At 42.5% G+C, this 12291-nt stretch carries 11 protein-coding genes and 1 tRNA gene; 3 read left to right on the top strand and 9 right to left on the bottom strand.

Annotation, left to right across the window (positions count from 1 at the left end; all coding sequences use genetic code 11):
* On the top strand, positions 1 to 162 hold a 162-nt coding region (locus ACVRYP_RS04725; protein ID WP_447467609.1), incomplete at its 5' end, for a transposase.
* Between the two features lie 83 nt (positions 163 to 245).
* On the opposite strand, the gene ilvD is transcribed toward ACVRYP_RS04725, so the two are convergent.
* Positions 246 to 1946 (bottom strand): dihydroxy-acid dehydratase, encoded by a 1701-nt coding sequence (gene ilvD / locus ACVRYP_RS04720; RefSeq protein WP_447467602.1) that lies wholly within the window; start codon positions 1944 to 1946, stop codon positions 246 to 248.
* Positions 1947 to 2395: 449 nt separating this feature from the next.
* Positions 2396 to 2468: transfer RNA gene (locus ACVRYP_RS04715), tRNA-Ala, on the bottom strand.
* A 348-nt stretch (positions 2469 to 2816) separates the two neighbouring features.
* On the opposite strand from ACVRYP_RS04715, the gene ACVRYP_RS04710 reads away from it, so the two are divergent.
* Both ACVRYP_RS04710 and ACVRYP_RS04705 read left to right on the top strand, forming a co-directional pair.
* On the top strand, positions 2817 to 3884 hold the full coding sequence (locus ACVRYP_RS04710; protein WP_447467601.1) for an Mbeg1-like protein: 1068 nt from the start codon (positions 2817 to 2819) through the stop codon (positions 3882 to 3884).
* On the top strand, positions 3881 to 4522 hold the full coding sequence (locus ACVRYP_RS04705) for a hypothetical protein (protein ID WP_447467600.1): 642 nt from the start codon (positions 3881 to 3883) through the stop codon (positions 4520 to 4522). Before ACVRYP_RS04710 ends, ACVRYP_RS04705 begins: the two co-directional genes overlap by 4 nt.
* Positions 4523 to 4701: 179 nt before the next feature.
* Here the strand turns inward: ACVRYP_RS04705 and ACVRYP_RS04700 are convergent, their stop codons facing one another.
* From ACVRYP_RS04700 to ACVRYP_RS04670, 7 genes are all read right to left on the bottom strand, one after another.
* The gene (locus tag ACVRYP_RS04700) at positions 4702 to 5559 is read right to left on the bottom strand and encodes a VOC family protein (protein ID WP_447467599.1); all 858 of its coding nucleotides are present in this window, start codon (positions 5557 to 5559) and stop codon (positions 4702 to 4704) included.
* Positions 5560 to 5866: 307 nt separating this feature from the next.
* Positions 5867 to 7042: an MFS transporter gene (locus ACVRYP_RS04695; RefSeq protein WP_447467598.1), complete on the bottom strand. Its 1176-nt coding sequence runs from the start codon at positions 7040 to 7042 to the stop codon at positions 5867 to 5869.
* Between the two features lie 86 nt (positions 7043 to 7128).
* Positions 7129 to 7986 carry an Rgg/GadR/MutR family transcriptional regulator gene (locus ACVRYP_RS04690; RefSeq protein WP_447467597.1) on the bottom strand — a complete coding sequence of 286 codons (858 nt, stop codon included), beginning with the start codon at positions 7984 to 7986 and terminating at the stop codon, positions 7129 to 7131.
* 17 nt (positions 7987 to 8003) lie between these two features.
* Positions 8004 to 9923, bottom strand: coding sequence for an ABC-F family ATP-binding cassette domain-containing protein (locus ACVRYP_RS04685; protein ID WP_447467596.1), 1920 nt, complete (start codon positions 9921 to 9923; stop codon positions 8004 to 8006).
* A gap of 363 nt (positions 9924 to 10286) precedes the next feature.
* Entirely contained in the window at positions 10287 to 10637 is a 351-nt protein-coding gene (locus ACVRYP_RS04680) for a hypothetical protein (RefSeq protein WP_447467595.1), read from the bottom strand.
* 12 nt (positions 10638 to 10649) lie between these two features.
* A complete protein-coding gene (locus ACVRYP_RS04675; RefSeq protein ID WP_447467594.1) occupies positions 10650 to 11357 on the bottom strand; it encodes a M57 family metalloprotease in 708 nt (235 codons plus the stop codon).
* A gap of 128 nt (positions 11358 to 11485) precedes the next feature.
* A complete protein-coding gene (locus ACVRYP_RS04670) occupies positions 11486 to 12259 on the bottom strand; it encodes an alpha/beta hydrolase (protein ID WP_447467593.1) in 774 nt (257 codons plus the stop codon).
* Positions 12260 to 12291: the final 32 nt, after the last annotated feature.

Below are 12291 nucleotides of genomic sequence, written 5' to 3'. Positions count from 1 at the left end.
CTCCCTTACTCAAACGCAAAACTAGAGGCTACCAACAATCTCATCAAAGTCATTAAGCGAAATGCTTTTGGCTTTCGGAACTTTGAAAACTTTAAAACTAGAATTCTCATTGCTTTAAACATTAAAAAGGAGAGAACCAAATTGATTCTCTCCAGATGTTAGCTTTTCACCAACCCACTACAGTTGACAAAGAGCCTATTTTTTGAACACTATAAAAGGCCCTCAATGTGAAGGCCTTTTTATCGTTATTTTTTACCAGAACGCTCGGTATTCCAAAAGTCTGTTACTGCTCCTTTTGCAGCTGAAGAAACGGTATGAGCATATTTGCCAAGAACACCTCTCTGATAGAGTGGTGGAATGACAGTTGTTTTCTTACGCTCCTCGATTTCCTGGTCAGACACGTGCATGGTAATTTCTTTGGTATCTTGATCGACAGTGACTAAATCACCAGTCCGAAGGTAGGCAATTGGGCCACCATCTTGAGCCTCAGGAGCGATATGACCGACAACTAGGCCATACGTTCCACCAGAGAAACGTCCGTCGGTCAAGAGAGCAACCTTATCTCCCTGGCCTTTACCGACAATCATTGAAGACAGAGAAAGCATCTCAGGCATTCCTGGACCACCTTTTGGACCCACATAACGAACGACCACTACATCCCCATCGACAATATCATCTGAAAGTACCGCATCAATAGCAGCTTCTTCAGAATCAAAAACTTTTGCAGGACCTGTGTGGTTTCGAACTCTCACACCAGAAACTTTAGCAACTGCACCATCTGGTGCCAAGTTTCCTTTAAGGATAATCAAAGGACCATCCGCACGTTTTGGATTGTCAAGAGGCATGATTACTTTTTGACCAGGTGTCAAATCAGCAAAATTCTCCAAGTTTTCAGCGACAGTTTTACCGGTACAAGTAATACGGTCGCCATGAAGGAAACCATTTTTCAGCAAGTACTTCATCACTGCTGGCACACCGCCAACCTCATACAAATCTTGGAAAACATACTGACCAGAAGGTTTTAGGTCAGCCAAGTGAGGCACGCGCTCTTGAAAATCATTGAAATCTTCTAACTCAAGGTCCACGTTAGCCGCATGAGCAATCGCTAAGAGGTGCAAGGTTGCGTTGGTAGAGCCACCTAAAGCCATAGTAACTGTAATCGCATCTTCAAAGGCTTCACGCGTTAAGATGTCGGATGGTTTGATGCCAAGTTCAAGCATCTTAACAACTGCACGTCCAGCTTCTTCAATATCTGCGTGTTTTTCTGCCGATTCAGCAGGGTGAGAGGAAGAACCAGGCAAACTCAAACCGAGTACTTCGATCGCTGTCGCCATCGTGTTAGCAGTATACATACCTCCACATCCTCCAGGTCCAGGACAGGCATTGCATTCGATTTGACGCACTTCTTCTTCTGTCAAATCCCCATTGTTCCATTTCCCAATCCCTTCAAAGACTGATACGAGGTCAATGTCTTTACCATTGAGATTTCCTGGGGCAATGGTTCCACCGTAAGCAAAGATAGCAGGGATGTCCATGTTGGCCATGGCCATAACAGATCCAGGCATATTTTTATCACAGCCACCAATAGCCACAAAGGCATCCACATTGTGGCCACCCATAGCTGCTTCAATCGAATCAGCAATAATATCCCGTGACGGCAGAGAAAAACGCATTCCTGGTGTTCCCATAGCAATCCCATCCGCAACGGTAATGGTTCCAAATTGAACAGGCCAAGCATTAGCATCTTGAACCCCTTTTTTGACGATTTTACCAAAATCATGAAGGTGAATGTTACAAGGAGTATTTTCTGCCCAAGTCGAAATAACACCAACAATCGGCTTTTCAAAATCACTATCGGTCATGCCGGTTGCCCGTAGCATGGCACGGTTGGGAGACTTGACCATCCCATTGTAAATTTGGCTTCGCTGTTTCATATCATTTGTCATCCTGACACCCCTTTACTTTATCTAAATCACTTTCATTAACATATTGACCGTCTAACACATTAGTCATCTATAGCATTTATCTAGTTTCATTATACCAAACTTCAGGAAAATTTGGCAGTCAAAAAAGACATTTTCAGCAGTTATTTTCTGAATTTTACTAAATATTCTGACATTTATTTACAAACAGTCTTAAATCTACTGTGTTTTTCCTTAATCAAACCTAAATAAAAAAGTACAAAAAGAGGCTGGGACAAAAGTCCTAGCCTTCTAATAATTTATCACCAGTTAAACAAGTCGCAGTGGTTTAGTGGGCTCTAATTCGCTGATTTCATCAGCTTTTAAAGCCCTACTCAACTGTGCGGGGGTGGGACTACAAAATCGAACCTATTCGCTTACCGATTTTTGTCCCACTCCCAACCGCAACCACCCGAAACGAGCGGAAGGAATGATGGAACCTAGGGGGATCGAACCCCTGACCTTTTGGCTGCCAGCCAAACGCTCTCCCAGCTGAGCTAAGGCCCCGTTGAATCATGGATGGTCAGATATTCTACACCATAATCAAAACACTGCCAGTCCTGCCATACGCCACTGTATTCTATTTTTCAAGCACATCGCATCGCTCGTATCAGTTCTCTCTGATAAATAATTGGTGCCGATTACTACCTCTGTTATTATACCAGAAAGTCATAGGGTCTGTCCAGTAATCAATAGACAACCAGCAAAACCTTCAGCGTCTTTGAGCATTTTTCTTCTAATATATTTCGATGATAGGGGTTGCTTGTTACCCATTGATCATTTCTATTTTTATTCTTTTCAGACCCTTTTTATGCTATAATTTAGAATTAAAGATAAAATTGAAATGAGGCCGTAATGGATTTTTTAGATTATGGAAAAAAAGTAGGCGAAACAAGCCTAACAGAATTGCCATTGACAGTGATTGATATTGCCATTTTAACAGAACTTTCATATATGGTTTTCAAAGATTTTTTGACAGCTTCTTGCAATCCTAAAAAAGGAATGACCCTCAGAGAATTGGTGCATCACTATAACCGCCTGGGGGTAACTGATAGTCAGAGAGAATTAAAATTATCTTATGACAAACGGACTGAACTTTTCGACTTATTAGCCCATGCACCGCGTTATCGTGATATTATCGCCTTCGCCCATCAAGATATCTATGATGAAGACAAAGAAATTCAATTTGCAGCCACCAGTTTTACTATTCTTAATCAAATACTGGTTATTTATCGAGGTACAGATAGCAGTATTATTGGTTGGAAAGAAGACTTTAATTTATCTTACATGACCATTCCTTCACAAGAACTGGCCTTGGACTATCTGAAACAATTGTGCTCTTACCATCATGATAATCTGATTCTTGCTGGGCATTCTAAAGGTGGAAATCTGGCTTTGTATGCGGCAAGCCATCTTTCAAATGCTGATAGTATCACTGCTATTTATACTTTCGACTCCCCTGGTTTATCAGAAGCTCAGATCAAAAGAAGCGATTATCAAAAGATTCAAGATAAAATTATCGCCTTTAGGCCTTCCGCCTCCATCGTTGGCGTATTATTTGACCAGCAGGTTGAGGTGACCCTAGTCAAAAGTCATGGAATCGGACTCTTACAGCATCTAATGTTCCTGTGGGAAGTTGACTCTGAGACAAATAGCTTTAAGATTGCTTCAAAAAGTACTCCAAACAGCCGTAACATTCAAAAACTGACTGCAGATTTTTTAAAAGAAAGTCGCGAAGAGGATAATCGAAATATTGTTAACCTCCTTTATCAGGCCTTATTTAGCCGAACAGAAGTGACTACAGTGGCCCATAGAATTCGATTATTTTTTAGTATTCTTTTTCATGCCAGTAAACGTGAAAAAGATGCTTTGTTTCAGGTAGGCACACACTTTTTCACACGATTCAACAAAACCGTCGTGTGAAGGAAACGACACCAGCAGATGAATTGCGTAGCAGACGACTTTTTGCCCGGTTCTTTTATCTCTTTGAATTGATTGCTTTTCGCTCAAAATGGCTAGCAACACTGGTCAGTTTGGTCTTGTTTTATTCCATTTATGTTCTTAATCGTAATCCCGATGTTAACCTCTTAGTCTTTAGTTGTCTTTATTTATTGATGCTGTTCCTATCCAGTGTGTTATCCCTAAAAAACTGGCTTCAAAGTGACAACAAACTCTCCTTTGACTATATTCCAGGAATATATAGTATTGTTACTCTTTTATACGCTCTATTGAGGAAAAGTGATTTTGACCAAGTCCTTCCTCGCTCTATTTTATATTTTCTTTTAATGTGGGTTTGGCATTTCGCCTATCAATCTTATAAAATCAAGCCCTACTTGCCTGACATTGCAAGGCCGATGAAACATTTAGCTATTTTTGGGCTATTGTTAGCTGGTATGAGTTTTAAATTCCCTTCTCTCATCGACTTTTTAGTTGGCAAAGGGATTATTCTCCTTCTGCTTTATAAAGCATGTGTTACTGCTATTATTGCCTATCGATTATGGCGTGATGATTATAAATCAAGTGATTGGTTGTTTAAAAAGTTGAAAAACATAACTTCTTAAAAAAGTTCTCGCTATATACATCATTGGCGACCGCTCTCACCATTGTCGAAGAGATATAAAAAGACAAGCACAACAAAATTGCTTGTCTTTTTGATTACTTCGACAACTGAAGCTTTTGCAGTATCCCCTTAAATCCTGTCGTTCTGGACTTTACTTCAGATAGTTTTGTGCTATTTGGCTTAGTCTAAGATGACTTTTGTCACAATACCATTTAAGTCTGTTAGTTCAGCTTGACCTTGGCCTAACTGAACTTGCCACCCTTGATTGTCTGCTTGTTTCAACATGTCTTTGTAAACCATTGGTTTAGACACCTTCATGGTAAAATAGGCAAGGCCAAGTTGCCCTGGTTTGCGGTCGGAAAGCTTTTGACCAGCCCACTCATTGACCGCCAGATGATGGTGGTAGCGACCAGAAGAGAGCCAAGCTCCAGTTGGCATGGCAAATTTAGCGGTCATACCCAAAACTGTTTGATAGGCTGTTGAACTCTCCTGACTATGGCGGACACTGAGGTGGACATGGCCCATGATCGTCCCCTCAGGAATTCTGTAATAGCCTTCTGTATCATTACCAGCGTCATAGACGCCCTGGGCATCCATCTCCTCGGTCACACCAAGAATCTGGCCATCTTCACGGACATCCCATTTTTCAAAAGCCCTGTCACGATAGACCTCGATGCCATTGCCTTCTGCGTCTTCTAGGTAAATGGCTTCACTGTAACCGTGATTGCTAGCTCCGACAAGGGGGACCTGATGTTTAAGGAAATGCCGAAACAAGGTGCCGAGACTCGCGCGGTCAGGAAGCAAAATAGCCAAGTGATAAAGGCCATAGCTGGCTGATATCGGGGTGCGGTCTGACACTTGAATCAGCTCAACCAAGGGGCGGTTAGCCACTCCCAGGACAACCTTGCCTAAACTGTCTTCAAGGACTGTCAGCCCTAAGACTTGCTCATAGAAGAGCTTTTGCTTGTTCAAATCAGCAACATTTAAAGCGACGGCGCCCAGTTCAAAATGGGCTTCATAAGGGTATAACGTATTCATTATCTGTAATCTCACTAATTATTGATATGTAAAGTATACTCTTTTTTTCTCATAAAGGCGAACAATTAGATTTTAATTTGACTTTTGATGTGTTCATATTTTTTCTGATAATGTGCGATCAACAATTCTGTCTATTTATAGTAGTTTGGTTGGCTTCTTCTCCCTATTCTTCTACCCTTTAACAGGTGTAATGATGAGTTACTTAACTTATTCTGCAACGTTTTTCACTATCGGAATAGGTATAACACTTATTTTTCTTACGCTACTACATCAATTATACCGACTGCCATCCAAACTCAATAATGGATCAGCTAAAGATTCTGCGACTAAGCACCAAACTTAATAAACTAAACCCAACAATTCCTAATCCTATACCAGCAAAGCTGATGATCTGGATGGTATTGGAAACCAAGGTCATAAATAGGGTGCCCAGTGGCATGAATAGAATAGCTAAGGTAAAGATAGAACTAAAGACTCTTCCCAGAAAAGCATTTGGGACACGCGCCTGGACTTGGCTAAAGAAATGGATATTAAAGATGGTTAAAAAGAATTCAAAGAAAAAATGCCCTGACTGCGCTAATATTGTCGGTAGAGGCATGGCCATGACAGTTAAACTTAATCCACAGAAGGTTAAGCTAAGGAGCAAAGCATGCATAGTGTCTGATACTTTTCTAGCCACCAATGCTCCGCAAATGGCTCCTCCAGCTCCCAAACTTAAAAGCGTTGCATAACTCCCTGAATGACCATAGAGTTTATCTGAAAAAGGCAGTAAATAATTGAGGGCAGCGATAAAAAGATTAACCAAAGACGCTACCATAAGTAGAAAGAAAACTTCTTTTTGAGAGAAAATAAAGCGAACGCCTTCAAGCATATCCGCAATAATACTCTTTACCGTTAACGGAGTTTTTGAACTTGTAGACTCTGCTTCCTCGATTTTGATGGCCCAGACGAGAACGAAAGATACTAAAAAACTAAGGCCATCTAAGAGCAAAGTCATTTGCAAGGTCGTCCATTTTAAAACCAAATAAGACAGAAGGGGTGCTGAAACACTAATGATTTTCAGGGCCACTTCTAAGTTAGAATTATAAGTTACTAATTCTTTTTTAGAGACCACACTGGTAATAAATGATTTATTAGCAGGACTAGAAAAGGCCGATGAAATTGCTAAAACGATATTGACACCTATTAATGCATAAAGCATCAGTTTCTCATTGGAAACAAAAGCGATCGAAAAACAAAGGAGAGCGCAGATAGCATCTGTCATCAGAAGAATATGTCGCCGTTTAAAGCGGTCTGCAATAACTCCACCAAATGGATTAAAGACAATAGACGTCAGCAAATCAGCTAATTGGTAAAACCCTAAGAATTGTTGACCGATAGCTCCTAGAGAAGCCATCCAAGCATTATTACCATAATCATAGAGTACATTCCCAATTTTATTAACGACACGACTAGATATCAGTTTTGTTGCATTCTTGTTCATAAAAAAACCTCCAAAATAATTCCTTGTCCTAGTATACCGGAATAATTCGGGAGATTTATTTTATTTGCAAATAAGAGAATTAAATGTCAAGTCACCCATTTCTTATAGTGTTCCTTGTAATTCATTGCAGGGTTATGAGATTCAATGGCTTCAAACATCGCAATGACTTGTTCCATCTGATTTTTTCCAGTCTTATCACCATGCTTGTAGGCGTAAAATCCGTTGAGATAGAGAAAAATCATACGATGATACGCCTGTGTTTCATTATTTAACAGTTTCTTGAGCTCAGACCGAAAATGGTCTGCTTCCAAAAATTTCTGGCGTTCAATACTGGTCATATAAACATTGAGCAGTGTCAAAATCACTAGACTCCGATGGCGCCCAATCTCCTGGTAAAAGTTTCGATGTTTTAGGATTTCAGAAACCATTCTGGAGATCTGAGGCATCTCATAATAGACATAGAGATTGCCTACTAAGATAATTTCGTACATCCCCCACTCCTCAGTGCAAAAGAGATAATCGGAAACAAAGGCTAAATCATCCTCAGCCATCTGAGAAGTGTCATCGTATTGACAGATGAACCCTTGTAGCAAGATACTGTTGAGTTTTGCAGTCTCATCCTTCGGGTTGGTTTGATATTTAGCGTCCTCAATCCGTTTGAGGGCTTTGAAACCTGCCACATTTCTCTCATAATCTAGGGTAATAATGTCAGACATTAAAGAGACACGGTCATTATTTTTATAGCCTTCAACTGCTGCCATGAAATCATCCATGGTTAAGTGTAATTTGTTCAAAGCATAGATAAATTTGCTAAATGAGAGGTCTGAATCCCCTCTTTCAAAGCGTGAAAGCTGAGCGATGGATAATTCATCACCAGCAATCTGTTTCAGAGAGTAGTGACGGTTTTGCCGTAGTTTGCGAAAGATGACTCCGTAATTAGTCATTAGCCTCTCCTCCCTTTTTAGTCCTCCAACTGCTGGCTGAGGGCTTCCCATTCTTCCATAAGGGATTCCGTTTGCTGGGTCAGCTGATCGATATCTTTTTGCAGGTCGATCAGGGTGCCTGCATCATTGGTCTCTCCCATCTGCACGGTCAGTTGGCTAATGGATTCTTCCAGACTTTCGAGTTCGGTCTCGATTTGCTCAATGCGCCGCGTCAGTTTGCGCTGCTCTCTCTGGGCGTCCTTGCTGGCCTGATAAGACTGGCTGGCTGGCGCTGACTGGTCTGAGAGGTCCTGTCCACTCACAGTTGCTGCTTCTGTGGCGAGGTTAGCTTCCTGCTCTGCCTTTTTGGCCACATAATAATCATAATCACCGAGATAGAGGGTCGAGCCTGACTCTGACAACTCTAGTATCTTGGTTGCTACCCGGTTGATGAAATAGCGGTCATGGCTGACAAAAAGGAGCGTCCCATCAAAGTCGATGAGGGCATTTTCCAGAACTTCCTTGCTGTCAATGTCCAAGTGGTTGGTCGGCTCATCCAGAATGAGAAAGTTCTTGTCCTGCATGGAGAGTTTGGCCAGGAGGACACGCGCCCGCTCACCACCTGACAGCATGCCGATCGATTTTTTGACATCGTCTCCTGAGAAAAGAAAGGCTCCGAGTCGGTTTCTGAGGTCCACCTCTGGTGTTGTCCTAAAGTCGTTCCACAACTCGTCTAAAACGGTGTTATTGGGGGTCAAATCCGACTGGTTCTGGTCGTAGTAGCCAACATCCACATTGGCCCCATACTTGGCTTGGCCGGTGATGAAGGGGATGGTCCCTAGCACCGACTTGAGAAAGGTTGTTTTTCCAATTCCGTTTGGCCCGACGATGGCAATGGCATCGTACTTGCGCTGATCAAGGGTAATCGGTGCTGACAGAACATTGCCCTCATAACCAATGGCCGCATCTTCGACTGTCAAGACCTCATTGCCAGATGGTTTAGCGGACTTGAAGGTCATGTGAGCCGACTTGGTGTGCAGGTCTGGCTTGTCCAGACGGTCCATTTTTTCCAGCTGTTTGCGACGGGCTTGGGCCCGCTTGGTGGTCGAGGCTCTGACGATATTGCGCTGAACAAAGTCTTCGAGCTTAGCAATTTCCTTCTGCTGCTTCTCATAGTTTTGGGCTTCTGTGGCTAGCTTTTGCGCCTTAAGGTCCATAAACTGAGAGTAATTGCCCACATAACGGTCCAGACGGTTCGGTGTCAAATCCATGGTCAGTGTCGCCACCTTGTCAAGGAAATAACGGTCGTGGCTGACGATAAGAAGGGCACCTTTGTAGTTGACAAGGTAAGTTTCCAACCAGGCAATGGTCTCAATGTCCAGGTGGTTGGTCGGCTCATCAAGGACCAGTAAATCTGGTTTTTCCAGAAGCATTTTGGCTAGGGCTAGGCGGGTGTTCTGGCCACCAGAGAGCTCCGCAATTGGCTTGTCCCACATGGTCTGGTCAAACTTAAAGCCATTGAGAATGGACTTAATATCAGCCTCGTAGGTGAACCCTCCCTCGAGTCGAAAGGCCTCAGACAAACGGTCATAGTCGGCCATCAAGCGCTCAAGGTCTGCGCCTGAGAGCTCAGACATCTGATTTTCCATCTGCCGTAGGTTAGCTTCCCTTTGGCGAAGATCTGAAAAAACCGCCAACATCTCCTCATAGATGGTCTTGCTGGACTCAAACCGGCTATCCTGAGCCAAGTAGGAGTGGGAAATGTCCCGTTTTTTATTGATCGTTCCTGTACTAGGCGCTTCTTCGCCCACTAATATTTTTAACAGGGTCGATTTGCCAGCGCCGTTGCGGCCAACTAGGGCAATTCGGTCCCGTTCATCAATCTGAAGATCAATGTTTTCAAAGAGGACGTCGCCCGCAAAGCTCCGTCCAATATTATTGGCATGTAAGATAATCATGTTCTTATTATAGCAGATTTTAGAAGGTTTATCCTAGAAATATTTGCTGGACTAAGAGAAAAACAGGCCAAAGCCTGATTGAGAGCGTAGACAAACCCTGTTTTCTGTGTTGATGATCTTCAAAAGTTTGCCTAATGCTTTAAAATAATGGATTTTTAGCGAGCGAGGCAAGCAAAAACGGAAACTTTCTGCCGTGATAAAAGAGCCTGAAACGCAGTAGTTTCAGGCTCTCGGAAGTTTTGAGACCTTAGGCTCAAAACTTAGGTTTGGAACCCCGAAGGGAGTCGCTACCGTCCGTTATCACCTGAGGAAAGTTTCAAAAGAGACTTAGTCTTCAATCTGAAACAGGCCAAGGCCTGTTTTTTATGCGATAATTTGCAGTTTCCAGATCAGCCATCCAGCAAGAACTAAAAGAGCCAACATCAAAATCGTCCGCAGGAGCTTGGACAACCAACGCCAGAGGATGAGTAGGATCAGACTGGCCACTAACCAGGCCCAAGAAGAATTTTGCAAAAAAGTTTGGAATCTGTCCAGACTGCCTGCGGTCATATTTTGCAGCCACAAGGGTGCATAGTTGTTATAAAAATCAGCCAAGCCCGTGGTTTGCGCGAGGTTAGCCATTTGCAATCGAAAGGTTAAAAACAGACCAGTATTAAGGAAAAAAAGCAGGGCCTGCTGAGGATAGACAAAGATTAATTGTTTAAGATATTTCACCGATTCTCCTTTTTATGGTGTGCTGTAAAGGGCCTGAACAGCTAGAATATCCGTTTCTTGAATGCCATTGAAAGAGCCTGCTGAAGCCATAACAGATGTCTTGCTGTCTTCGTGACCTAGACCAATCGCATGCCCTAGTTCATGCTCTGCTGTGTGGACAATCCGGTCCATTTCATACCCATATTGAGGATCTAGTAAATAGTGGCTATTAAGCTTGACCGTCGCAGTAACCAAGCGTTTGGTTACAGGATTTACCGTTGTTTCTGCTAGTCCCGCTGCTGGCGTTTCTGGATCAGCGTAGTCAGTTGCAATGATATCTGCTTCGTCACTGGAGTCCACTATAGTAAAGGTGAAACTTCCTGTTGCATTCCAGTTGGCGATGGCCTGTTGGTATGCTTCATGAAAGGTGGAATCTACCGAAGCGATATAAATAGTGGCTTGATTGCTTTCCCATCGTGCCCCTTCAGTTGTCTGAACCACATCTGTCGTTAAATGGGACAGATCCTGACTAATGCTTTGATCTTGAAAGGTTTGGACCACTTGAGCCAAACCTGCATTAATCGACTGAGTCAAGGCAGAGTCAGCAAAAGTATCGGTGTTTAACACATAGATAAGGCTCAAAAAGGCAAGACTTGCAACAACAATTGTCGTTATCAGAGTTACACAAAATCGTAAGATAAATCCAACCACACGAAAAGGAAACAGTAAGATACGTTTCATAAAAGCCTCCTTGGTATTCAGGTCAACTGTTATCAGGTCATTGCTCTCTAAAAGCTAATACTGTTTTAACGCTAACCTTATGGACTGACCAGTTTACCATGCCTTCCTAAAGAATTTCTTAAATCCATTTAAGATAAGCGTTCCTCTGGCTTATAGTCTACTGGTAGCCATTTAAGAACCGTTTCGATTTCTTTTTCCCAATAATACCAATCATGTGTTCCTGGACTAGTCGAATAGTCAATATCAAGCCCTTTTTGGGCCAATTTTTCAGTAGCAAGATTATTTTGATGGAAGAGATAATCTTGCTCGCCACACCATGCCAAGAACTTAGTTTTCTTGTCCGACAGCTCAGCTGAATCAAGGAGAGGTGTTGCTTGCTCTTGAAACTGATCAATGGGCCCGAAAATACCTTCCCAATAAGCGAGGTTATCTAAGGACTCAGTCAGCATACCATCAAAACTCAAGGCGCCTGAAAGGCTTGCTGCATGGCTAAAGCGATTGGTTTCAAGCGCTATTTTAAAGGCACCGTATCCTCCCATGGATAGCCCTGCAATAAAGGTTTTCTCACGCTTTTTAGTCATATTCGGGAAAAAGCGCTGGAGAACTTTTGGCAATTCTTCTGTCAGCGCATCAAAGTAACGGTAACCGTACTGAGTATTGGTGTACCATGCATTATTGACATTTGGAAGCACAATAATCAGATTAGTTGAGCGAACTAAGCGTTCTAATCGTGTCCGTTTAAGCCAGGAATTATGATTCCCTCCCATGCCGTGCAGCAAATATAAGACCGGTATATCTGTGTCATCAGGATGATCAACTCGAGACAAGTCGGGATAGATCACATTGACAGGGTACTCTAAATCTAAAACTTCAGAGCGGTATTCGATTTGAAAAACAGCCATTCTCGTCTCCTTTTTTAAAAGAGAGGCTTGGG

This window comes from Streptococcus rifensis, assembly GCF_053203525.1.
This window is presented reverse-complemented; position numbering and strand designations above follow the sequence as displayed.

Bases quoted from the DNA above. Each gene is read 5' to 3' on its own strand.
- ACVRYP_RS04670 (WP_447467593.1), bottom strand. From the start codon at position 12,259: ATGGCTGTTTTTCAAATCGAATACCGCTCTGAAGTTTTAGATTTAGAG.
- ACVRYP_RS04685 (WP_447467596.1), bottom strand. From the start codon at position 9,923: ATGATTATCTTACATGCCAATAATATTGGACGGAGCTTTGCGGGCGAC.
- ACVRYP_RS04695 (WP_447467598.1), bottom strand. From the start codon at position 7,042: ATGAACAAGAATGCAACAAAACTGATATCTAGTCGTGTCGTTAATAAA.
- ilvD (WP_447467602.1), bottom strand. From the start codon at position 1,946: ATGACAAATGATATGAAACAGCGAAGCCAAATTTACAATGGGATGGTC.
- ACVRYP_RS04675 (WP_447467594.1), bottom strand. From the start codon at position 11,357: ATGAAACGTATCTTACTGTTTCCTTTTCGTGTGGTTGGATTTATCTTA.
- ACVRYP_RS04710 (WP_447467601.1), top strand. From the start codon at position 2,817: ATGGATTTTTTAGATTATGGAAAAAAAGTAGGCGAAACAAGCCTAACA.
- ACVRYP_RS04700 (WP_447467599.1), bottom strand. From the start codon at position 5,559: ATGAATACGTTATACCCTTATGAAGCCCATTTTGAACTGGGCGCCGTC.
- ACVRYP_RS04690 (WP_447467597.1), bottom strand. From the start codon at position 7,986: ATGACTAATTACGGAGTCATCTTTCGCAAACTACGGCAAAACCGTCAC.